Below are 21,456 nucleotides of genomic sequence, written 5' to 3'. Positions count from 1 at the left end.
GTTTTTGTTTTGTTTTTGTAGGAGCAAGCTTGCTCGCGATGGACGTTAACGATGACGCGTGTTTTTTGGATAAACGCGGCTCTCCTGTGGGAGCGGGCTTGCTCGCGAAGGGGCCGTCAGATTCGATATCTACATTGACTGATCCACCGCATTCGCGAGCAAGCCCGCTCCCACACAGTTCGGTTCAGGAGGCGAGTGCGACCACCGCCTGGGTGCGAATCAACTCGTCGATTTCGTTTTCCGCATACCCGCTTTCCTTCAGCACTTCGCGGGTGTGCTCGCCGAGCAGCGGTGCAGGGCGGCTGGTCGGTGGCGCCGCGTTGTCCATGTCGGAGAAGTGAATCGGCAAGCCCATGCCGCGCACCCGGCCTTCGGTCGGGTGTTCGGTCTCGACGACCATGCCGCGTGCCTTGGTTTGCGGGTGGGCCAGCGCGGCGGCGATGTCGAGGACCGGCCCGGCAGGCAGGCCGAGGCTGTCGAACAACACCATCCATTCATCCGTGGTGCGTGCGACCAGCACTTCGTTGAGGATTTCCACCAGCGCCAGGCGATGCTCCATGCGCAAGGCGTTGCTGGCGAAACGTGGGTCGGCTTTCAATTGCGGAACGGCCAGCGCCTCGACCAGTCGCTCGTAGTTGGCCTGGTTGGCGGCGCCGATGTTGATCCAGCCGTCTGCCGTGCGGAACACCTGGTACGGCGCGCTGGTGGAGTTGGCCGAACCCATTTTTGGCAGGATGGTGCCGTCGGCGAAATACGCCGCTGCTGGCCAGTACATTTGTTGCAGGCCGGCTTCGAATAGCGAGGTGTCGACCATCTGCCCAAGGCCGGTTTTCTGTTTCGCGGCATACGCGGCGCAAATGCCAAGGGCGGCGAGGATGCCGGAGTTGATGTCGGCCACCGGCGAACCGGCCTTGACCGGCTCACGCCCGGCTTCACCGGTCATGCTCATCATGCCGCTCATGCCTTGGGCGATCAGGTCGAAACCGCCTTTTTCGCCGAACGGCCCGCTGCGGCCGTAACCGGAAATCGCGCAGTAGATCAGCCCGGGGTTGAGGGTTTTCAGGGTTTCGTAACCGAGGCCGAATTTTTCCATGGTGCCGGCGCGGTAGTTTTCCGTGACCACGTCGGCGTCCATCAGCAGGCGGCGCAGAACGTCGCGGCCGCCCTCGGTTTTAAGGTTCAGGCCGATGCCGCGCTTGTTGCGGTTGACCACCATGAACGAAGCGGATTCACCGCTGGCCATGATCGGCGAGAAGCGGCGCGAATCATCACCGTCCGGGACTTTCTCGACCTTCACCACGTCAGCGCCCATGTCGGCCAGCATCATGCCGCACACCGGGCCGGACATGATGTGAGCCAGTTCTACCACGCGCATTCCTGTCAGCGGTCCCATGTTATTTGCCCTCGAATTGTGGTTTGGCTTTGGCGATGAACGCGTTCAGGCCGATCTGAAAATCGTCGGTGTCGTAGCAGGCGTAACTGCTGTCGATCTGCTCGACGGTGGGGGCGATGCCCGCTTCCAGTTGTCGTGCCGCCTGGCGATGCCAGCGGGCGACGAGCGGGGCGCCGTTAGTGATGCGTTTGGCGGTGGCGAGGGTTTCGGATTCGACTTCGGCATCCGGTACGACGCGGGTCACGAGGTTTTTCACGTAGGCGTCGTTGGCGTCGAGAATGCGGCCTTCAAGGAGAATCTCCAGGGTCGTCGAGCGTCCCGCCAGCGCCACCAGCCCGGCCATTTCGTCATAGGACATGACCAGCCCGAGCTTGCCGACCGGCGCGCCGAAGCGGCTGGACGTGCCACAGATGCGCAGGTCGCAGAGTGCGGCGATTTCCAGACCGCCGCCGACGCACACGCCGTGGATCATCGCGATCACCGGGTGCGGGCAGTCGACAACCGCGCGCATCGCCGCTGAAGTGACTTCGGCATAGTGTCGGGCTTGCGCCTGGTTGGCGCGCACGCTCGGAAACTCGCCGACATCGGCGCCGGCGGCAAAGGCCTGTTCGCCCGCACCGCGCAACACCACGCAACGCACGCTGAGGTCGGCGGACAGTTCGGTCATGACGTCACCCAGGTCTTGCCACATGGACAGGGTCAGGGCGTTCATCTTTCCCGGATGACTGAGGGTGACGATGGCAATGGCGTCTTGCCGTTCGATAAGGACGGTGGGCTTCATGATTGTTCCGCTGTCGTCGGCGTTGCCGACGACGCGGTTGCCTCCTGATTTATTGTTGTTGGGCAGCGGCTGCTTACAGCGATTGTTCGAGCATCGACAGGTAGTCCGCCGAGGATGCTTCGCGTGGATTGGTCTTGTGGCTGTGATCGTGCAGCGCGCCCTCGACGATGCCGGCGAACAGGCTTTCATCGACGCCGATCTGGCTCAGACGGGTCGGCAGGCCCAGGCGTTTGGTCATGTCTTCGATGGCTGCGCCGATGTTCGCGTCGGCCTCAAGGCCCATGGCATGGCGCAGTCGTTCCAGTTTGCGCTCGTCACGGACAGTCGGGGCGTTGGCGTTGAAGTGCACGACCGCCGGTAGAAAAATTGCGTTCAAAGTGCCGTGGTGCAGTTTCGGATTGATGCCGCCCAAGGCGTGGGAAAGGCTGTGCACGCAGCCCAGTCCTTTCTGGAAGGCCAGCGCGCCTTGCATGGACGCGCTCATCATGTTCATCCGCGCTTCGCGATCACCGGGTTCGGCGGTCGCTCGTTCGATGTGTTCCCAGGCGCGCCACAGGCCGTCGAGGGCGATGCCGTCTGCGGCAGGGTTGAAGGCCGGGGCCATGAACGTTTCGATGCAATGCGCGATAGCGTCCATGCCGGTGGCGGCGGTGAGCATGGGCGGCAGACCGAGGGTCAACTCCGGATCGCAGATGGCCACGCGTGGCACGACATAGGGGGAGATAACGCCGACCTTGCGACCATCGTCGAGGATCAGGATGGCACCGCGACCCACCTCGCTGCCGGTGCCCGCCGTGGTCGGAACCGCAATCAGCGGCGCGGTGGCCGAGGTGATGCGATCCAGTCCACCTTCAATCACCGCGAAGCTTTGCAGAGGACCGTCGTGGGTGGCGCAGACCGCGACGCCCTTGGCCAGATCGATCGACGAACCGCCACCGACAGCGATGATGCCGTTGCACTCGCCGAGGTGGTATTGGGCCACGGCTTCACGCACGGCGTGCTCATTCGGATTGGGCGGGGTGGCGTCGAATATTGCCGGTGCGCGGTCACTGCCGAGGGCGGCGATGACTTTGTCGACGATGCCGGCATTGCGCACGCCGACGTCGGTGACGATCAGCGGCCGGGTGATGCCGGCGCGCTCGGCTTCGGCGGCCAGGTGCTGCAGGCTGTCGTAGCCGAACTGGATTTTGGTGACGTAATTGATGAGTGACATGATTCACCACAAGTTATACAGGATTGTTATTGTTGCAACCGGTCTGGGGCAGGAGGGCTTTCGCGCTCTGGTCAAACCCATTGCATTGCCTGGCTGTGGGGTGGACTATAGGGCCGTCTTGGCCAGCCTCGATACTGACAACTTTCGATACCTCTATAACTTTTAGTTAACCCTGATGACGCCCTCACTGAACTCGATCATGTCCCGCCTGCACGTCAAGCAGCTCCGTTTGCTGATCGCCCTGGATGAGCACGGCTCGTTGCTGGGCGCGGCCAAACAGGTCGCGCTGACCCAGCCCGGCGCGAGCAAGGCGCTGCAAGAAATTGAAACCACTTTCGGCACTGCGCTGTTCACCCGCACTAACCGCGGGCTTGAGCCGAACGACGCCGGGCGTTCGGTCATCCGGTACGCGCGGTTGATCCAGACTGACCTTGCGCACCTGCGCGAAGAGATCATCGGCATCATGAGCGGCGAGGGCGGACGCGTGTCGGTCGGCACCATCATGGGCGCCGTGCCGCTGCTGACCACGGCGATCAGCCGGGTGATTGCCGACAACCCGAAGCTGTCCATCGAGATTGTCGAAGACACCAGCGCCGCGCTGCTCAGCCAGCTCGATGCCGGGCGCCTGGACCTGGCGATCTGCCGTACCACCATCAGCACTACCCCCTACTTGTATGAGAGCTCGACCTTCGTCGAGGAAACCCTGGCGGTGATCGCCAGCACCCAGCATCCGTTTGCCTATGCCCGCCAGTTGTCGTTGAAAGACCTGGTGGATTACCGCTGGGTCGTCTATCGCGCCAACATGCCGATGCGCCTGCTGCTGGAGCGGGAGTTTCATGAGGCAGACCTGCGTTTTCCGGTGCACCTGCTGGAAACCACCTCGGCCTTCGCCACTCTGTCGCTGCTCCAGGAAAACCCGACCCTCGTCGCGCTGGTGTCGACCGACGTAGCGAAGTTCTGCTCCGGCTACGGCTTCACCACCACGCTGCCGCTGCCGATCACCTCACGCAGCGAACCCTATGAACTGGTGTCGCGCAAAGGCGTCCCGGACTCGCCAGCGGCCAGGCTGCTGCGCGAGGCGCTGCTGAATCCCGCCTGACTGCTGGCGATGGCGGCCTTGAAATCGATGCAAATCCTACGGGCCCCATCGCCAGCAAGCCGGCTCCTACAGTGGATCGTGTTGTTCACCTTTCCCGTGCCTGTCACCAAACCCTTGTAGGAGCCGGCTTGCCGGCGATGGCGGCCTTGAAATCGATGCAAAACCATCCTACGGGCCCCATCGCCAGCAAGCCGGCTCCTACAGTGGATCGTGTTGCTCACCTTTCCCGTGCCCGCCACCAAACCCTGGTAGGAGCCGGCTTGCCGGCGATGACGGCCTTGAAATCGATGCAAACCTTGCGGGCCCCATCGCCAGCAAGCCGGCTCCTACAGTGGATCGTGTTGTTCACCTTTTTCGTGCCCGCCACCAAACCCTTGTAGGAGCCGGCTTGCCGGCGATGGCGGCCTTGAAATCGATGCAAAACTCACGGGCCTCATCGCCAGCAAGCCGGCTCCTACAGTGGATCGTGTTGTTCACCTTTCCCGTGCCCGCCACGAAACCCTTGTAGGAGCCGGCTTGCTGGCGATGACGGCCTTGCAATCGATGCAAAACTCACGGGCCTCATCGCCGGCAAGCCGGCTCCTACAGTGGGTTGCGTCGTTGTCAGGGATAGTGCCCGGCATTGGACGTCTGCATTCGTGCGATTCAGGCAAAATTGATTTGTGGCGGGCGCGGTGTTTGAAACGAATCGGCGCCGCGATACTCGACGGGATTTTGCCTATTCCTGAATTGGCCCACGGATGGCCATTGCGAGGTTCGAACCATGACTGTCTCCCGCCGACTGGCGCTCTTGATGACCGCTGCCGCGTTGCTCACCGCGTGTGGTGAATCTTCCAAACTGCCGCCGCAGGCCAGTGTCGGCCCGAGCCCGCAGTTGCCTGAGCCCACGACCACGCTGATCCCGACGTTGAAGGTGTCCAAGGCCATCGGCTGGGCCGGCAGCGACAAGCCGAAAGCGCCCGCCGGTTTCACGGTGACGGCCCTGGCCGAAAACCTCGACCACCCGCGCTGGATCTACAGATTGCCCAATGGCGATCTGTTGGTCGCCGAAAGCAATCACCCGCCGATGCCTGAAGGCGCCACTGACGGTGGCAGCGGTCCGCTGGCCTGGGCGCGGCGCACCGCGATGGGTTTTGTGATGGGCCGTGTCGGCGCCGATGCGCCCAGCGCCAATCGAATCACTTTGCTGCGCGATGCCGACGGTGACGGTCACGCTGAACTGCGCACGGTGTTCATGAGTGGACTGACGTCACCCTTCGGCATGGCGTTGGTGGGCAACGAGCTGTTCATCGCCAACGCCGACGCCCTGGTCAAGGTGCCTTACAGCGAGGGGCAAACCGAGATCACGGCGACGCCGGTGAAAGTCACCGATCTGCCTGCCGGTATCAATCACCACTGGACCAAGAACGTGCTCGCCAACCCTGAGGGCACCAAGCTGTACGTCACCGTAGGCTCCAACAGCAACGTTGGCGAAAACGGTCTGGAGGCCGAAGAAGGGCGGGCGGCCATCTGGGAAGTTGACGTTAAAAGCGCCGACAAGCGCCTGTTTGCCAGCGGTCTGCGCAACCCCAACGGCCTGGCCTGGAAACCCGGTTCGAGCCAGTTGTGGACCGTGGTCAATGAGCGCGATGAAATCGGCAGCGACCTGGTGCCGGATTACCTGACGTCGGTAAAAGACGGCGCGTTTTACGGCTGGCCATGGAGTTACTACGGCAACCACGTCGACACCCGGGTTGAGCCGCCGCGCCCGGACAAGGTGGCCCAGGCCATCGCCCCGGATTACGCGTTGGGCACCCACGTCGCACCGCTGGGCCTGGCGTTCTCTGACTCGCGCGGCATGCCCAGCGCTTTCGCCAATGGCGTGTTCATCGGCGAACACGGCTCGTGGAACCGCAATCCGCAGGCCGGCTACAAGGTGGTGTTCATCCCGTTCAGCGACGGCAAGCCTTCAGGTTTGCCAGTGGATTTCCTCACAGGTTTCCTCAATGCCGAAGGCGAGGCGCAAGGGCGTCCGGTGGGCGTAGCGCTTGATCAGAGCGGAGCGCTGCTGGTGGCGGACGATGTCGGCAACAAGGTATGGCGCGTGGCGGTGGCCAAACCGGGTCAATAAAGCGGGATCGGGCCCGGTCACCGCGCAAGTTGCGCGGCTGACACGGGCCATCAAAGAGGTATCTGTGGCGTCGACACCACCTGGCGCAAGCCCATGAACGAACGAATCTGCCGTACGCCGGGCAGGTACAACAATTGCTCCGCGTGCAGGCGGTTGAAGCTGTTGCTGTCCTTGGTGCGCAACAACATGAAGTAGTCGAATTCCCCCGTCACCACATGGCATTCCATGCAGCCGGAAACCTTTTGCGCCGCCGCTTCGAAGGCAGCGAAGGATTCCGGCGTCGAGCGGTCCAGCACCACGCCGATCAACACCACCATGCCCGCATCCAGCGCGTCATTGTCCAGCAACGCGACGATGCCCTTGATCAAACCCGCCTGCTTGAGGCGTTCGACGCGGCGCAAACACGCCGGCGCACTCAGTTTGACCTTCTCGGCGAGCGCCACATTGGAGATGGACGCGTCGCGTTGCAGCGCCTTGAGAATGGCGCGGTCGGTGCGGTCCAGCGGGTGTGGCTCCGGGCTGGGTGTGCCGGTTTTCTTGTGAGTATTTGTTGCGTTCATATGGATTTCTACGCAATAAAAAGTTGTTTGAAGTTATAGGTGGTGATTTATGTTTCTTTAATGCATTGAAACTTGCAACACATATTTTTGGCTTTGTTCTTAATATTGAACTCATCGAAGCCCCTCTGAAAGAACCTGGAATGCAGCCTGTTTGCCTTTCGGTCTGGCGCTTGGATATCCAATAATCAAGGAGCAGAGTCATGAACCTGAATCGTTTCAAACGCTATCCGTTGACCTTCGGTCCATCTCCCATCACCCCCTTGAAACGCCTCAGCGAACACCTGGGCGGCAAGGTCGAGCTGTATGCCAAACGTGAAGACTGCAACAGTGGCCTGGCCTTCGGTGGCAACAAGACGCGCAAGCTTGAATACCTGATTCCCGAAGCCATCGAGCAGGGCTGCGACACCCTCGTGTCCATTGGCGGGATCCAGTCGAACCAGACCCGCCAGGTCGCTGCCGTTGCCGCACACCTGGGCATGAAGTGCGTGCTGGTCCAGGAAAACTGGGTGAACTACTCCGATGCCGTGTATGACCGCGTTGGCAACATCGAGATGTCTCGCATCATGGGCGCGGATGTACGACTGGACGCCGCCGGGTTCGACATCGGCATTCGCCCCAGCTGGGAAAAGGCGATGAACGATGTGGTGGAGCGCGGCGGCAAACCGTTTCCGATCCCGGCGGGCTGTTCCGAGCATCCGTATGGCGGTCTCGGCTTCGTCGGTTTCGCCGAGGAAGTCCGCCAGCAGGAAAAAGAACTCGGCTTCAAGTTCGATTACATCGTGGTTTGCTCGGTGACCGGCAGCACCCAGGCGGGCATGGTGGTCGGGTTTGCCGCCGACGGCCGTTCGAAGAATGTCATCGGTATCGACGCTTCGGCCAAACCGGAAAAAACCAAGGCGCAGATCCTGCGGATCGCCCGACACACCGCTGAACTGGTGGAGCTGGGGCGCGAAATCACCGAGGAGGATGTGGTGCTCGACACACGGTTCGCCTATCCGGAATACGGCTTGCCCAACGACGGTACGCTGGAAGCCATCCGCCTGTGCGGCAGACTTGAAGGCGTGCTGACCGACCCGGTGTACGAAGGGAAATCCATGCACGGGATGATCGAAATGGTTCGCCGTGGCGAGTTCCCTGAAGGCTCGAAAGTGCTTTACGCACACTTGGGCGGGGTGCCTGCGCTGAATGCCTACAGCTTCCTGTTCCGTAACGGCTGATCACAAACCTGTAGGAGCCGGCTTGCTGGCGATGGCGGCCTTGAAATCGATGCAAAACCCACGGGCCCCATCGCCAGCAAGCCGGCTCCTACAGGAAAGGGGACAACGTTCATTCGCCAGGAGTAGCGCCATGCATGCGATATCGCAATCCGCCGTCTGGATCAAGGAACCCTCGGCGGATGCCGGGGTGGTCATCGTGACCAGTGCCGCGTTGCCCAAATACATGATCGATAAGCTGCACGTGGCCATCGACGACTGGGATCAGGTGGCTTACCTGGCCGTCAAGCAATGCAGGGCATTGATGCTCGACTGGTTGCGGGTCGGGTCCGGCCCCGAGCAAGCGTGCGATGCCCGCCAATTGCTGCGCGGCGTGTGCAAAAGCAGTTTTTTGCTGGACGTCGAAGTCGGCACGGTGCCGGGCCTGACCTGGCTGGGATCCGTCTGCGGTCACTCGCTGCGCGTCGTCGACCTGGGAACCGTCGCCTCAACCCATGCGGCGATGGATCGACAGGTGGAAGCCGTTTTGTTGGCGACCCGGAGTCTGGCGAAAAGCGTGCTGCAGGAGCGCTACGTCATTTAGCGGATGTCTTCGCCCGCTCAATCAAACACACCCAATAAGAAAGGCAACGCCTATGAGCCGATCTGCCGACCGTCGTAATAACGCCAGGAAATGGATGCGCGAGCCCTCAAGTGGCACGCGCATTGTGGTGATCACTGCTGGACTGGGCAGTGAACATCTAGAGTTGATTCACCACAGTTTCAGTTGTTTTGAAAACATTGCACTGATGCAGGTTGATGTCGCGCCGATGGCCGCTGGAATGTTTGAAGCGCACACATCCACCTGTGATTACTGCCTTGTCGTGGCTGGCGAACTGGATAAGCGCTTTTTACGCGATTTGCCCAAGCGCAGAATCAATATTTACCCGATAGCCCGGGATGCCCGGACCGAGCGCTCCGTCATCGAAGCGGTCGAGCAGGTCAAAAGCCTGGCCCGAGCGAACCCTCCACCGCGCATTGATACCGAATCAGCCTTTTGCAGGAGATGCCCATGAACCCGTCCGATCTTCATGCCCAGTTACCCGGCCAGACCACGGAAGATGCCGAGGAAATCGCTGAATGGCGCGATGCCTTGCTATCGGTCATCGCCCACGGCGGCGCCGGGCAGGCCCGGCAGATCATGGACATGCTGGTGACACTGGCCAGCACCTGCGAGATGAATTGGCGGCCCCGTCACGGCACGCCCTACATCAATACCATCAGCGTTGAGCAGCAGCCGGTGTTCCCGGGGGATCTGGCGCTCGAAGAACGCCTGGCCTCGATCATGCGCTGGAACGCGTTGGTCATGGTGGCGAGAGCCAACCAGGCCTACGGGGAACTCGGCGGGCACATCGCCAGTTACGCAAGCGCCGCCGATTTGTTTGAGGTGGGTTTCAACCACTTCTTCAGGGCGCGCACAGAAACCAGCGGCGGCGATCTGGTGTTCTACCAGCCGCACTCGGCGCCGGGGGTTTATGCACGGGCTTTTCTGGAAGGCCGCCTCGAAGAGAAGGACTTGCAGCATTACCGGCAAGAGATCGGCGCGCGCGCCAATGGCGCCCGGGGCCTGTCGAGTTATCCGCACCCGTGGTTGATGCCGGACTTCTGGCAGTTCCCGACCGGCTCGATGGGCATCGGTCCGATCAGCTCGATCTACCAGGCGCGTTTCATGCGTTACCTGGAACACCGCGGCTTGCAAGACACCGCCGGGCGCACCGTTTGGGGGGTGTTCGGCGACGGTGAAATGGATGAGCCGGAAAGCATGTCGGCCCTGACGCTGGCGGCACGCGAAGGGCTGGATAATCTGGTGTGGGTGGTCAACTGCAACCTTCAGCGTCTGGACGGTCCGGTGCGGGGCAACGGTCGCATCATCGACGAGCTGGAGGCGCTGTTCGGTGGGGCCGGCTGGAACGTCATCAAACTGGTCTGGGGCTCTGACTGGGACGGACTGTTTGCCCGGGATCACGACGGCGCGCTGGTCAAGGCCCTGTCCGCCACGGTCGATGGCCAGTTCCAGACGTTCGCCGCCAAGGACGGGCGTTTCAACCGCGATCAGTTTTTTGGCCAGAACGAAGCACTGGCTCATCTGGCCCAGGGCCTGACCGATGAACAGATCGACCGCCTCAAACGCGGTGGCCACGACGTGGTGAAGATTTTCGCCGCCTACCAAAGCGCGATGCGCGAGGGCAGAAAACCCACGGTGATTCTGGCGCAGACCAAGAAAGGCTTCGGCATGGGCGATGCCGGGCAGGGCAAGATGACCGTGCACCAGCAGAAGAAACTCGACAAGGACGCGTTGATCGCCTTCCGTAACCGTTTCAATTTGCCGTTGACCGATGAACAGGCGACCTCGCTGAGCTTCTTTAAACCCGACGACGACAGCGCCGAAATGCGCTACCTGCATGAACGTCGCCGGGCATTGGGCGGCTATATGCCGTCGCGGCCCACCACGTCGACGTCCTTGGCCGTGCCCGACGTCAACAGCTACGCCGGGTTCGCCATTGCCGCCGAAGGCAAGGAAATGTCCACCACCATGGCGTTTGTGCGGATGCTCAGCGGTTTGCTCCGGGATAAACAGTTGGGGCCGCGCATCGTGCCGATCGTGGCCGATGAAGCGCGCACGTTCGGCATGGCCAGCCTGTTCAAGCAGATCGGGATTTATTCCAGCGTGGGCCAGCGTTATGAGCCGGAGGACATCGGTTCGATCCTGAGTTATCGCGAAGCCCTCGACGGGCAGATTCTCGAAGAGGGCATCAGCGAGGCCGGGGCGATCAGCTCCTGGGTGGCTGCCGCGACCAGCTATTCGGTGCATGGCCTGCCGATGTTGCCGTTCTACATCTACTACTCGATGTTCGGCTTCCAGCGCATCGGCGACCTGATCTGGGCGGCGGCGGACCAGCGGGCCCGCGGGTTTCTGCTCGGCGCCACGGCGGGGCGCACGACGCTGGGTGGCGAAGGTTTGCAGCACCAGGACGGCAACAGTCACCTGATGGCGGCGATGGTGCCCAACTGCCGGGCCTACGATCCGGCGTTCGCCGGTGAGTTTGCGGTGATCCTCGATCACGGCATGCGCCAGATGCTGGAACGTCAGGTCGACGAGTTCTACTACGTCACGCTGATGAACGAAAACTACCCGCAGCCCAACCTGCCCGAGGGCGTCGAACAGGCAATTATCAAAGGCATGTACCTGTTCGCCCGGCATGAAGTCGAGGACGCACGCGGCAGCGTTCAGTTGTTGGGTTCCGGCGCGATCCTGCTTGAAGTGATCGCGGCAGCCGAGCTGCTGGCCAGCGACTGGAACATCGACAGCGAGGTCTGGAGCGTCACCAGCTTCACCGAACTGGCCCGCGAGGCCCGTGAGGTGGAGCGCTGGAACCGCCTGCATCCCGGACAACCGGCGCGGCGCAGTCACGTTCAGGAATCGCTCAACGACGCGGCGCCGATCATTGCCAGCACCGATTACGTGCGCGCCTTGCCCCAACTGATCGCCAGCTACGCGCCGGCGCGTTACACGGTGCTCGGCACTGACGGTTTCGGCCGCAGTGATACCCGCAGCCGGTTGCGCGCGTTTTTCGAAGTGGACCGCCATCAGATCGTCTTGAGCGCCCTGACGTCACTGGTTCAGGACGGGCGCCTCGATGCCGGCGTGTGTGCCGAAGCGATTGCGCGCTACGGGATTGATGTTGACGCCATCGCACCTTGGGACGCTTGAAGCCGGGCTTCAGGTCGAGTCGAATTTTCAGGAAATGGTCATGAAGAATGTGCATGAAGTGCGTATGCCCGACATCGGCGATGCCAAGGATGTCGGTGTCATCGAAATACCGGTCAAGACGGGCGATGCGGTGGTCGAAGGGCAGACCCTGATCATTGTCGAGACGGACAAGGCGTCCATGGAAATTCCATCGCCGCACACGGGTGTGTTGCAATCGTTGGTGGTCAGTCTGGATGACAAAGTCAGCGAGGGATCGCCGATTGCCTTTATCGAGAGTGAAGGACTATCGGCGGCGCCGGCACCCCGCATCGAGCCCGTTGCAACGCTCATAGAGCCTCAGCCGATTGCCTCGCCAGGGTTGCTCATCGAAGCGGTTGATCCGCCAACGGACTTGCCGCTGGCATCGCCGTCGGTTCGCAAGTTTTCTCGAGAACTGGGTGTTTCGCTCAAGGCCATTCAGGGCACTGGCCTGCGTCGACGCATCACCAAGGACGACGTGTTGGCCCATGTGAAAGGCGCACTGACAGTAACTGAAACCCGTGCCCAGCCGTTGGGCGGATTGCTGCCCTGGCCGGTGGTGGATTTTGCCAAGTACGGGCCGGTGGAAACCCGGCCACTGTCGCGCATCCGCAAAATCAGCGGGGCCAACCTGCATCGCAATTGGCTGATGATTCCCCACGTGACCAATCACGACGACGCGGATATCACGCAACTCGAACAGTTCCGCGTGCAGGTGAACAAGGAAAAGGCCGGCAGCGGGGTCAAGTTGACGTTGCTGGCGTTGTTGATGAAAGCCTGTGCAGGCGCGTTGAAAAAATTCCCGGAGTTCAATGCCAGCCTCAATGGCGACGAATTGGTGTTGAAGGGTTATTGCCACATCGGTTTTGCCGCTGATACACCCGAAGGGTTGGTCGTCCCCGTCATCAAGGACGTCGATCAGAAAGGGGTGCTGGCGATTGCCCGGGAAATGTCGGCGCTGGCTGAAAAGGCGCGGGCGGGCAAGTTGAGCGCTGCCGAGATGAGTGGCGGCTGCTTTTCGATCTCGTCGTTGGGCGGCATTGGCGGGACGTATTTCACGCCGATCATCAATGCGCCGGAAGTCGCGATTCTCGGGGTGGGCAAAAGCACGGAGCGACTCGCGCTGGAGGGCGGGCAGGTTGTGACGCGCAACATGCTGCCGTTGAGCCTGAGTTGGGATCATCGCGTGATCGATGGCGCGGCGGCGGGGCGTTTCAACGCCTATCTGAGCAGTGTGCTGGCGGATTACCGCAGGTTGGTTCTGTGAACGGGGGGAAGGTTTGTCGGGTTCGTTCAGCCACTTGAACATACAAATTCCCCGGTCGCGGACACAATGCAGATACATGAGTGCGGTTTGATGAGGTCGTCCAACACCACAAAGAGGCTTTTGCCATGTTCCGCAAACTGCAGCTTGCCGCCAGGTTCCTCAGCCAGAGCACGCGCCTGATGGTGGGCGTTCCGGATTACGACAACTACGTCGCGCAGATGAAGCTGAATCATCCGGACCAGCCGGTCATGAGTTATTCAGCATTCTTTCGCGAGCGTCAGGAAGCACGCTACGGCAAACGCAGCTGCACGACGCGGTGCTGCTGAACGCCGATTGAACGGCGGCTGCCGAAAAGCCTCGTCCTCATTGAGAGGGCGGGGCTTTTTGCGTTTCACAGAGCCGAATTGAGGGGCCGGCACACCGAGTGCTAGAACGAGCAGTTCGCGCCCTGAAGCACCACGCGTCCAAACTGCGCATTGTCGTCCAGCGGCGTCACGGCCAGCAGCTGATCCAGACGGATCTCCTGTGGGCCGCCTGCCGTTTCAACGCAGAGAAACTCTTCTTTGTCGCTGGACGTCCGTGTCGTCAGCGCTTTGGCCGTCAGGCTTGTGCCATCCATCAACTCGATATGCAGTCGATAACCGCGCAGGCAGGCAATCTCGAGATAGTCGTGCAGATCGCAATCCAAAGGCTGATACGTGTTCATGGCATGACTCCTGGCAATCTTGACGTTTGATGATGCAGGGTTGGCCTGCAACATAGAATCTCCCGCCTGTTTTGTGCAAGCCCCGCAATCCCTGTGGGAGCGAGACCGGCTTGCCGGCGATAAGGCCCTTACAAACGCAAACAATCGCGCCCCGTGCTCAGCTGCCGCGTGACTAGACTAACCAGGGTTATCGAACGGCAGGGGCGACAACCGTGGCGCTACTCTTATGGACTCATTGATCACAGCCGCAGCGCGGGCGCTCGCGGCGGGTGATCCGCTTGGCGCGCTGGACCGGGTGGCGTTGCGTGACGATGCGCCCGCGCTCGCGTTGCGCGGCATCGCCATGGCGCAGCTCGGCGATCTGGTTCGGGCGAAAGCGCTGGTGAAAAGCGCCGCGCGCGCATTCGGGCCGAAAGAGCCGTTGGCACGGGCGCGCTGCGTGGTGGCCGAGGCCGAAATTGCGCTGGCTTCGCGTGACCTGGGCTGGCCAGTGAAGGCGCTCGAAACGGCACGCCTGACGCTTGAGGCCCACGGGGATCGAGTGAACGCTGCTCACGCGCGGTATCTGCAGATTCGGCGATGGGTGCTGATCGGTCGGCTCGACGAGGCGGACGTTCTGTTGGCCGCGCTGGATCCCGCAACGTTGCCGCCGGTGCTGCGCGCCGCCCATGAATTGGTGGTGGCGGGGATTGCCATCCGCCGCCTGCAATCGCAAACAGCCCGGCTTGCCCTGGCGAGGGCCGAACATGTCGCACGCGAGGCGGGTATCCCGGCGCTTATCGGCGAAGTCGAAAACGCCGTTAACGTCCTGAATTCCCCGGCAGCGCGCCTGATCGCCCATGGCGAAGAGCGGCCGTTGTGGCTGGATGAAGTTGAAGCCGTGCTCGGGTCGACCGCGTTGGTGGTGGACGCCTGCCGTTATGCCGTGCGTGGCGTTGGCATGTCGGTTTCCCTCGCCAGGCGCCCGGTGTTGTTCACCCTCGCTCGGGCGTTGGCCGAAGCGTGGCCGGCGGACGTATCGAGAGAAACACTGATCCGCCGGGCGTTCCGCCTGAAGCTGTCGGACGAGTCTCATCGAGCGCGCTTGCGTGTCGAAGTCGGGCGCTTGCGTGCGGCGCTGAAACCCTTGGCGGGCGTCATCGCCACTCAACGCGGGTTTGCGCTGGTGGCGCTGGTTTCATCTGACGTAGTGGTGTTGGCGCAACCGGTCGAAGAACGACACGCGGCGCTGTTTGCCTTGCTCGCCGACGGCGAATCCTGGTCGAGTTCGGCACTGGCATTGGCGCTCGACACCAGCCAGCGCACGGTGCAACGCACACTCGACGCGCTGGCGGCGGCCGGCAAAGTGCAGCCATTCGGACGTGGCCGGGCGCGGCGCTGGATGACCCCGCCGGTACCGGGTTTCGCGACGACCTTGTTACTCCCGGCGCCACTGCCGAGTGACTAGGATGAACGCCACGAACCCCTGAAGAGGTAACCGAGATGAAACACTCAACCGCAGAAATCCTCCGCGAATATGGCCCGTTCGCCGGTGTCGACAGCGTGCATGGCGTGACCTGGGACGGTGAGCGCGTCTGGTTTGCCAGTGGCGAAAAACTCATCGCCCTCGACCCGGCCAGCGGCAAGACCCTGCGTTCAATCGACGTCAGCGCCGATGCAGGCACGGCCTTCGACGGCCAGCACCTGTTCCAGATCGCCGCCGACCGCATCCAGAAAATCGACCCGCAGACCGGCAAAGTGCTCAACACCATCCCGGCACCGGGTGGCGGCAATGATTCCGGGCTGACTTGGGCTGAGGGGACGCTGTGGGTCGGCCGCTATCGCGACCGGAAAATCCACCAGATCGACCCCGAGACCGGCGCGATTTTGCGCACGATCGAGTCCAACCGCTTCGTTACCGGCGTGACTTGGGTGGACGGGCAGCTGTGGCATGGAACGTGGGAAGGGGATGAAAGCGAGCTGCGCCGCGTGGATGCCAAAACCGGGGAAGTGCTGCACAGCGTCAAGATGCCGACCGGAGTCGGCGTGTCGGGCCTTGAGTCCGATGGCGGCGATCAGTTCTTCTGCGGCGGCGGTGGCAGCGGGAAGGTGAGGGCGGTGCGGCGGCCAGCGTGACGCATCACGCTGGCCATGGTGTGACCGGCCTCAAGGCGCTCCAAACAACATCGTCCAGTAAACCCCTTGGTCACTGCGCGCGTCCGTCGCGTAGGCGGCTCCCACTTGGGTGAACAACGGGCTCATCAGGTTGGCGCAATGTCCGGGGCTGGCGAGCCAGCCTGCCATTGCCTTGCTCGGTGAGCCTTGGCCTGCGGCGATGTTTTCGCCGATTTGGCGGCCACGGAATCCGGCAGCCCGCGCCCGGTCGGCAGGCATATCGCCGTCGGGATCGCGGTGTGCGAAGTAATTTCCGTAGGCCATTGCCTTGCTGTGGCCCTGTGCCGCTGCCCCGAGGCTGGCATTCCAGGCCAGTGGCCGGGCGGCGGCAAAGCGCTGGCGCCCACAGAGACGTGGTTTTGCCCGCGCGGCGTTGACCTGGGCGAGCAACGCCTTGCTGACGGCTCGCGCGTCGTTCATTTGACTGTCCAGCACCGGCCGCGCCAGCACCACTTGCCATTCGCTGCGGCTGCGGCTGACGCCGATATCGGCGTATTGGCTATCCAGCAATGCCGAGCAGTAATCGCTCTGCAGCAGGTCGAAGGCCTCTTCGGCATCCTGCGCGCCGACCACGCGCAGGCTACGCACGGTCACTGCCTGATAACCGGATGCTTTCAACCGGTCCCGCAAGCCGCCGCCGTAGCCGACCGGCAAGGCCAGATTCGATTTCAGCGCCAGCGGTGCCAAGCGTTGGGCGGGACGCCGCTCGCAGCGCTGTGGGTGGGCGCGGTAATCGTTGATAGCTTCCACCAGTTGCCGTTCCGCGCCGGCGTGGGCGGGGCGGGTGGTAATAGAAAGCAAGGTAAACAGGCACAGCGAAGTCAAGCGCAAGGCGTGGGCGGTTTGGCGCATGGAGGGACAGCTCTGAAGAGATGGCAGCGGTTAGGGGAGGAATTGGCGCCGCTGTAAGACTGGGGAGTTGAAACAAGGTTCACGGGGCAGGAGTGCATATTTACCGGCGACTTCGTGTGTCCGACAGACGTACCTTCACCGCTACATCTTCAGGTGCAAGGATTGCAGTCGATGGCGATTTTACGGACGCCTTCGCGGGCAAGCCTTGCTCCTACAGGGTTGGTGTCGTTCACAAAATTGTGTTTCAACTCAAACCCGTAGGAGCGAGGCTTGCCCGCGAAGACGGCAGCACAAACACCGACGAAATCAGCTCAGCCCTCACAACCCCCAGCCTTCACGAACAGCCGTGCGAATCCCCTCCAGCAACATGGCAAACGCCGGGTTGTCATTGTTCTCGCGCCAGATCAGATGCAACTCGCTCTGCACACCTTCCCCCAGGTCGATATCGCGAAACACCACGTTCTTGAACACCACGCTGCTGGCGCACCGCGGCACCAGCGCCAGGCCCATGCCGGCGTTGACCAGCGCCAGAATGGTCAGCGACGAACCCAGCCACTGCACGTATTCCGGGGCGACGCGGGCCGAACGCAGCATGCCGGTCAGCAGTTCGTTGAACGGTGGGTAGGCGGCGTGGGAGTACATTAGAAACGGTTGTGCATCGAGGTCTTTGACCGACACGGTTTCGGCGCTGGCCAATCGATGATGGCTGGGCACGGCCAGGACAAACGGCTCGCGCACCAGGCATTCGGTGGCATATCCCGGTTCCAGCAACGGCGCGCGGACGATCCCCAGGTCGATGCGGCGGGCGCGCAGGGCTTCGTGCTGTTGGTAGGTATTCATCTCCGACAGGTCGATTTTCACGTGCGGTTGCTTGAGGCGGGCTTCGGCGATGACCTTGGGCAGGAATTCATACACCGCGCTGCCGACAAAACTGATGTTGACCGTGCCGATATCGCCCTCGGCAAAACGCCGGGCGGTGGCGGCGGCTTGCTGGGCACGTTCGAGCAGGTTCTGCGCTTCGACGAAGAAGGCGCGGCCGGCGGCGGTCAGGGCGACGCTGCGGGTGGTGCGGGTGAACAGCTCGACGCCCAGGTGATGTTCCAGCAGCTGAATCTGTCGGCTGAGCGGCGGCTGGGTCATGTTCAACCGTTCGGCGGCGCGCCGGAAGTTCAGTTCGGTGGCCACCGTGGTGAAGCAGCGCAGTTGGGTCAGTTCGAACATTGATCTAATCCAGGTATCAATCGAATGCCAAGTTAGATTAGACGGGATCAATGTCGGCGTCCATGATCGGCGCGTCCCTAAAAAAACAATGAACGGGAGTCGCCCCCTTGAATACCCTCCAGAGTCCGCCCGATCCAACTGTGCTCGCCCGCGCAGCGGCCAAGGTGAAGCGCCATGTGCTGCCGCTGTTCGTGGTGATGTTCATCGTCAATTACATCGACCGGGTCAACATCGGCTTCGTGCGCAGTCACATGGAAACCGACCTCGGCATTGGCGCCGCGGCCTATGGCCTCGGTGCCGGGCTGTTCTTCATCGGTTACGCAATCTTCGAAGTCCCCTCCAACCTGCTGCTGCAACGCTACGGCGCCCGCGCCTGGCTGACGCGCATCATGTTCACCTGGGGCGCAGCGGCCATGGCCATGGCGTTCGTGCGCGGCGAAACCAGTTTCTATGTGCTGCGCTTCATCCTCGGTGCGGCCGAAGCAGGGTTCTTCCCTGGCATCATTTATTACTTCACCCAATGGTTGCCGTCGACCGAACGCGGCAAGGCCATGGCGATCTTCCTCAGCGGCTCGGCCATTGCCTCGGTGATTTCCGGGCCGGTGTCCGGTGCGCTGTTGCACGTCAGCGGTTTCAGCCTGCACGGCTGGCAGTGGATGTTCCTGATCGAAGGCTTCGCCTCGATCGTGCTCTGCGGGTTTGTCTGGTTCTGGTTGCAGTCCCATCCACGCCAGGCGAATTGGCTGAGCGAGGAAGAAAAGGACGCACTGGTGGGCGCCATCGCCCTCGAACAGCAGGCCCGCGAAGCCACGCAGACGGTCAAGCCGTCGATGTTCAAATTGCTCGCCGACAGGCAGATCGCACTGTTCTGCTTCATCTACTTTTCCATTGCCCTGACCATCTACGGCGCGACGTTCTGGCTGCCGAGCATGATCAAGAAAATGGGCAACCTCGGCGACTTCCAGGTCGGCCTGTTCAACTCGATTCCGTGGATCATTTCCATCGTCGCGATGTACGGCTTCGCCGCCATGGCCAGCAAATGGAGATACCAGCAGGCCTGGGTCGCCTTGACCCTGGTGATCGCCGCATTCGGCATGTTCATGTCCACCACTGGCGGGCCGGTCTTTGCCTTCGTCGCCATCTGTTTTGCCGCGATTGGTTTCAAGGCCGCCTCGGCGTTGTTCTGGCCTATTCCGCAAGGCTATCTGGATGCGCGCATCGCTGCGGCGGTGATCGCTTTGATCAATTCCATCGGCAACCTCGGCGGCTTCGTCGCCCCGACAGCGTTCGGTTTCCTGGAACAAAAAACCGGCTCCATCGAGGGCGGTCTCTACGGGCTGGCGGCCACCTCGCTGGTGGCGGCGGTGGTGATCTTCTTTGCCCGCACCGCCCCGCGTGGTGATCCCATTCGCGTGTTGAGCGGCCAACCTAGCGACATCGCAGCGTCAGAAAAATCAGTCAGTCATCAAGCCTTGAGCTCAGGTCCAAAGGGAGCAGCCTCTTGAAAATCAAACGAGTCACCGTCACCCCCATCGCTTTCCGTGATCCGCCGCTGCTCAACGCCAGCGGGATTCACGAGCCGTTCGCGCTGCGTTCGATCATCGAGATCGAGAGCGACAATGGCTACATCGGTCTCGGTGAAAGTTACGGCGATGCGCCGGCGCTGTTGATCCAGCAGCAACTGCAATCGCAATTGATCGGTCTCGACCCGTTCGACCTCAATCAACTGCGGCGCATCGTCCAGGCTACCGTGGCGGCGAACAAACCGGCGAGCATTGCCGGCGCGGAACTGGCACCGGGCTCCCATGCCAGCAAAGCAGTGAGCAATGCGTATTCGGCGTTCGAAGTGGCGTTCCTGGATTTGCAGGCGCATTCGTTGAACGTGCCGTTGGTGGACTTGCTGGGCGGGGCGATTCGCGACGAGATTCCGTTCAGCGCCTACCTGTTTTTCAAGTACGCGCAGCATGTCGATTCACCCTACAAACCGGACAATTGGGGCGAGGCGCTGAACGAAGAGCAGATCGTTGCCCAGGCACGGCGGATGATCGAGGCCTACGGTTTCAAGAGCATCAAACTCAAGGCCGGCACGCTGCCGCCGGAGCACGAGGTGTCGTGCATCAAGGCGCTGAAAAAGGCCTTCCCCGATTACCCGTTGCGCATTGACCCGAATGGCAACTGGTCATTGGAAACGTCGATTCGCATGGCTGAATTGCTGGGCGATGACCTGCAATATTACGAAGACCCGACACCGGGCCTCGACGGCATGGCCGAGCTGCACAAACGCACCGGGCTGCCACTGGCGACCAACATGGTGGTCACCGATTTCGACGAGTTCCGGCGTAGCGTGGCGTTGAACAGCGTGCAGATTGTCCTCGCCGATCACCATTACTGGGGCGGGCTGCGCGACACGCAGGCGCTGGCGAAAATGTGCGACACCTTTGGTCTTGGCGTGTCGATGCACTCCAACTCGCACCTGGGCATCAGCCTGATGGCGATGGCGCATGTTGCGGCCGCGGTGCCCAATCTGGATTACGCCTGCGACACGCATTACCCGTGGCAGGAGCCGGATGAAGAGGTGATCAAGGGCGGCAAGCTGCCGATCGTCGATGGCTGCGTGAAAATCACTCGCGCCCCGGGGTTGGGTCTTGAACTGGATCACGATCAACTGGGCAAGCTGCATGACCAATACCTGACCTGCGGCATCCGCCAGCGCGATGACGTAAAGCAGATGCAGCGTTACAAACCGGACTGGAAGGCGGTCAAACCGCGTTTTTGAACTCGGTCAGCAGGCGTTCAATCTGTGCCAGTTCCCAGGTGCTGAGCAGACTGACCGGGTCGGTGCCGTAACGTTGCCAATTGTCGAACAGGCCCTCGCGGCCGTCCGGGCTCAGGCAGCGTTGGCAGCGGCGCAAGTGGTTGTCGTTGATGTCGAGGGTCAGCTGCCAACCCTCGATGTCGACTTGCACCAGACCGGATGCGGAAGGTTCGCCTAACAGTCGCAGGGGACGAACCTCCAGGGCGGCATCGCGCAATAGCTGGTAAATCTCGCGGGTGGTCAACGGTGGCACAGGTGTCTCCGGTGGCTCAGATAAAAAATCGGCAACGACACCCCCTGTA

Annotated in this window: 20 protein-coding genes; 12 read left to right on the top strand and 8 right to left on the bottom strand. The window is 61.8% G+C overall.

Features of this window, described 5'->3' with window-relative positions; all coding sequences use genetic code 11:
- Positions 1-184 precede the first annotated feature (184 nt).
- The 3 genes from ACM6IO_RS21345 to ACM6IO_RS21335 all read right to left on the bottom strand — a co-directional run bounded on the left by ACM6IO_RS21345 (position 185) and on the right by ACM6IO_RS21335 (position 3,387).
- On the bottom strand, positions 185-1,393 hold the full coding sequence (locus ACM6IO_RS21345; RefSeq protein WP_008033811.1) for a CaiB/BaiF CoA transferase family protein: 1,209 nt from the start codon (positions 1,391-1,393) through the stop codon (positions 185-187).
- A gap of 1 nt (position 1,394) precedes the next feature.
- The gene (locus ACM6IO_RS21340; RefSeq protein WP_008043086.1) at positions 1,395-2,174 is read right to left on the bottom strand and encodes an enoyl-CoA hydratase-related protein; all 780 of its coding nucleotides are present in this window, start codon (positions 2,172-2,174) and stop codon (positions 1,395-1,397) included.
- Positions 2,175-2,247: 73 nt separating this feature from the next.
- The gene (locus tag ACM6IO_RS21335; RefSeq protein ID WP_414912183.1) at positions 2,248-3,387 is read right to left on the bottom strand and encodes an iron-containing alcohol dehydrogenase; all 1,140 of its coding nucleotides are present in this window, start codon (positions 3,385-3,387) and stop codon (positions 2,248-2,250) included.
- A 175-nt stretch (positions 3,388-3,562) separates the two neighbouring features.
- Here ACM6IO_RS21335 and ACM6IO_RS21330 point away from each other — a divergent pair, with 175 nt between their 5' ends.
- Positions 3,563-4,486 carry a LysR family transcriptional regulator gene (locus ACM6IO_RS21330; protein ID WP_008033815.1) on the top strand — a complete coding sequence of 308 codons (924 nt, stop codon included), beginning with the start codon at positions 3,563-3,565 and terminating at the stop codon, positions 4,484-4,486.
- 763 nt (positions 4,487-5,249) lie between these two features.
- Entirely contained in the window at positions 5,250-6,596 is a 1,347-nt protein-coding gene (locus ACM6IO_RS21325; RefSeq protein ID WP_414912182.1) for a PQQ-dependent sugar dehydrogenase, read from the top strand.
- A 50-nt stretch (positions 6,597-6,646) separates the two neighbouring features.
- On the opposite strand, the gene ACM6IO_RS21320 is transcribed toward ACM6IO_RS21325, so the two are convergent.
- Positions 6,647-7,156 (bottom strand): Lrp/AsnC family transcriptional regulator, encoded by a 510-nt coding sequence (locus ACM6IO_RS21320; protein WP_008045266.1) that lies wholly within the window; start codon positions 7,154-7,156, stop codon positions 6,647-6,649.
- Positions 7,157-7,356: 200 nt separating this feature from the next.
- Between ACM6IO_RS21320 and ACM6IO_RS21315 the strand changes: the two genes are divergently transcribed.
- From ACM6IO_RS21315 to ACM6IO_RS21290, 6 genes are all read left to right on the top strand, one after another.
- Complete coding sequence (locus ACM6IO_RS21315; protein ID WP_008045265.1) at positions 7,357-8,373, top strand: 1-aminocyclopropane-1-carboxylate deaminase; 1,017 nt, start codon at positions 7,357-7,359, stop codon at positions 8,371-8,373.
- 130 nt (positions 8,374-8,503) lie between these two features.
- Positions 8,504-8,953 (top strand): transketolase, encoded by a 450-nt coding sequence (locus ACM6IO_RS21310; RefSeq protein ID WP_414912181.1) that lies wholly within the window; start codon positions 8,504-8,506, stop codon positions 8,951-8,953.
- A gap of 52 nt (positions 8,954-9,005) precedes the next feature.
- Positions 9,006-9,425, top strand: coding sequence for a hypothetical protein (locus ACM6IO_RS21305; protein WP_414912180.1), 420 nt, complete (start codon positions 9,006-9,008; stop codon positions 9,423-9,425).
- Positions 9,422-12,121, top strand: coding sequence for an alpha-ketoglutarate dehydrogenase (gene mdeB, locus ACM6IO_RS21300; protein ID WP_223553793.1), 2,700 nt, complete (start codon positions 9,422-9,424; stop codon positions 12,119-12,121). The genes ACM6IO_RS21305 and mdeB overlap by 4 nt, the downstream gene beginning before the upstream one ends.
- A gap of 40 nt (positions 12,122-12,161) precedes the next feature.
- Entirely contained in the window at positions 12,162-13,406 is a 1,245-nt protein-coding gene (locus ACM6IO_RS21295; RefSeq protein ID WP_414912179.1) for a dihydrolipoyllysine-residue acetyltransferase, read from the top strand.
- A 125-nt stretch (positions 13,407-13,531) separates the two neighbouring features.
- On the top strand, positions 13,532-13,732 hold the full coding sequence (locus ACM6IO_RS21290) for a YbdD/YjiX family protein (RefSeq protein WP_008033844.1): 201 nt from the start codon (positions 13,532-13,534) through the stop codon (positions 13,730-13,732).
- Between the two features lie 101 nt (positions 13,733-13,833).
- Here the strand turns inward: ACM6IO_RS21290 and ACM6IO_RS21285 are convergent, their stop codons facing one another.
- Complete coding sequence (locus tag ACM6IO_RS21285) at positions 13,834-14,112, bottom strand: Rho-binding antiterminator (RefSeq protein ID WP_008036366.1); 279 nt, start codon at positions 14,110-14,112, stop codon at positions 13,834-13,836.
- Between the two features lie 226 nt (positions 14,113-14,338).
- Between ACM6IO_RS21285 and ACM6IO_RS21280 the strand changes: the two genes are divergently transcribed.
- Together ACM6IO_RS21280 and ACM6IO_RS21275 are read left to right on the top strand one after the other, a co-directional pair.
- Positions 14,339-15,559 carry a helix-turn-helix domain-containing protein gene (locus ACM6IO_RS21280; RefSeq protein ID WP_414912178.1) on the top strand — a complete coding sequence of 407 codons (1,221 nt, stop codon included), beginning with the start codon at positions 14,339-14,341 and terminating at the stop codon, positions 15,557-15,559.
- A gap of 35 nt (positions 15,560-15,594) precedes the next feature.
- Complete coding sequence (locus tag ACM6IO_RS21275) at positions 15,595-16,227, top strand: glutaminyl-peptide cyclotransferase (protein WP_223553802.1); 633 nt, start codon at positions 15,595-15,597, stop codon at positions 16,225-16,227.
- Positions 16,228-16,257: 30 nt separating this feature from the next.
- Here the strand turns inward: ACM6IO_RS21275 and ACM6IO_RS21270 are convergent, their stop codons facing one another.
- Both ACM6IO_RS21270 and ACM6IO_RS21265 read right to left on the bottom strand, forming a co-directional pair.
- Positions 16,258-17,118 (bottom strand): CAP domain-containing protein, encoded by an 861-nt coding sequence (locus ACM6IO_RS21270; RefSeq protein WP_008036363.1) that lies wholly within the window; start codon positions 17,116-17,118, stop codon positions 16,258-16,260.
- A gap of 318 nt (positions 17,119-17,436) precedes the next feature.
- Positions 17,437-18,339 carry a LysR substrate-binding domain-containing protein gene (locus tag ACM6IO_RS21265; protein ID WP_414912177.1) on the bottom strand — a complete coding sequence of 301 codons (903 nt, stop codon included), beginning with the start codon at positions 18,337-18,339 and terminating at the stop codon, positions 17,437-17,439.
- A 107-nt stretch (positions 18,340-18,446) separates the two neighbouring features.
- On the opposite strand from ACM6IO_RS21265, the gene ACM6IO_RS21260 reads away from it, so the two are divergent.
- Both ACM6IO_RS21260 and ACM6IO_RS21255 read left to right on the top strand, forming a co-directional pair.
- Entirely contained in the window at positions 18,447-19,844 is a 1,398-nt protein-coding gene (locus tag ACM6IO_RS21260; protein ID WP_414912176.1) for an MFS transporter, read from the top strand.
- Positions 19,841-21,115: a glucarate dehydratase family protein gene (locus ACM6IO_RS21255; RefSeq protein ID WP_414912175.1), complete on the top strand. Its 1,275-nt coding sequence runs from the start codon at positions 19,841-19,843 to the stop codon at positions 21,113-21,115. Before ACM6IO_RS21260 ends, ACM6IO_RS21255 begins: the two co-directional genes overlap by 4 nt.
- On the opposite strand, the gene ACM6IO_RS21250 is transcribed toward ACM6IO_RS21255, so the two are convergent.
- Complete coding sequence (locus tag ACM6IO_RS21250) at positions 21,099-21,407, bottom strand: hypothetical protein (protein WP_414912188.1); 309 nt, start codon at positions 21,405-21,407, stop codon at positions 21,099-21,101. The genes ACM6IO_RS21255 and ACM6IO_RS21250 overlap by 17 nt on opposite strands.
- Positions 21,408-21,456 lie beyond the last annotated feature (49 nt).

The organism is Pseudomonas sp. IT-P44 (genome assembly GCF_949768225.1).
Classification (GTDB): domain Bacteria; phylum Pseudomonadota; class Gammaproteobacteria; order Pseudomonadales; family Pseudomonadaceae; genus Aquipseudomonas; species Aquipseudomonas migulae.
The sequence above is the reverse complement of the archived record's forward strand: the minus strand, read 5'-3'. Positions and strand labels throughout refer to the sequence as shown.

Coding starts and splice junctions, on each gene's coding strand:
- ACM6IO_RS21320 (WP_008045266.1), bottom strand. CDS start 7,156: ATGAACGCAACAAATACTCACAAGAAAACCGGCACACCCAGCCCGGAG.
- ACM6IO_RS21340 (WP_008043086.1), bottom strand. CDS start 2,174: ATGAAGCCCACCGTCCTTATCGAACGGCAAGACGCCATTGCCATCGTC.
- ACM6IO_RS21345 (WP_008033811.1), bottom strand. CDS start 1,393: ATGGGACCGCTGACAGGAATGCGCGTGGTAGAACTGGCTCACATCATG.
- mdeB (WP_223553793.1), top strand. CDS start 9,422: ATGAACCCGTCCGATCTTCATGCCCAGTTACCCGGCCAGACCACGGAA.
- ACM6IO_RS21305 (WP_414912180.1), top strand. CDS start 9,006: ATGAGCCGATCTGCCGACCGTCGTAATAACGCCAGGAAATGGATGCGC.
- ACM6IO_RS21265 (WP_414912177.1), bottom strand. CDS start 18,339: ATGTTCGAACTGACCCAACTGCGCTGCTTCACCACGGTGGCCACCGAA.
- ACM6IO_RS21335 (WP_414912183.1), bottom strand. CDS start 3,387: ATGTCACTCATCAATTACGTCACCAAAATCCAGTTCGGCTACGACAGC.
- ACM6IO_RS21275 (WP_223553802.1), top strand. CDS start 15,595: ATGAAACACTCAACCGCAGAAATCCTCCGCGAATATGGCCCGTTCGCC.
- ACM6IO_RS21325 (WP_414912182.1), top strand. CDS start 5,250: ATGACTGTCTCCCGCCGACTGGCGCTCTTGATGACCGCTGCCGCGTTG.
- ACM6IO_RS21270 (WP_008036363.1), bottom strand. CDS start 17,118: ATGCGCCAAACCGCCCACGCCTTGCGCTTGACTTCGCTGTGCCTGTTT.
- ACM6IO_RS21315 (WP_008045265.1), top strand. CDS start 7,357: ATGAACCTGAATCGTTTCAAACGCTATCCGTTGACCTTCGGTCCATCT.
- ACM6IO_RS21280 (WP_414912178.1), top strand. CDS start 14,339: ATGGACTCATTGATCACAGCCGCAGCGCGGGCGCTCGCGGCGGGTGAT.
- ACM6IO_RS21330 (WP_008033815.1), top strand. CDS start 3,563: ATGACGCCCTCACTGAACTCGATCATGTCCCGCCTGCACGTCAAGCAG.
- ACM6IO_RS21290 (WP_008033844.1), top strand. CDS start 13,532: ATGTTCCGCAAACTGCAGCTTGCCGCCAGGTTCCTCAGCCAGAGCACG.
- ACM6IO_RS21310 (WP_414912181.1), top strand. CDS start 8,504: ATGCATGCGATATCGCAATCCGCCGTCTGGATCAAGGAACCCTCGGCG.
- ACM6IO_RS21285 (WP_008036366.1), bottom strand. CDS start 14,112: ATGAACACGTATCAGCCTTTGGATTGCGATCTGCACGACTATCTCGAG.
- ACM6IO_RS21295 (WP_414912179.1), top strand. CDS start 12,162: ATGAAGAATGTGCATGAAGTGCGTATGCCCGACATCGGCGATGCCAAG.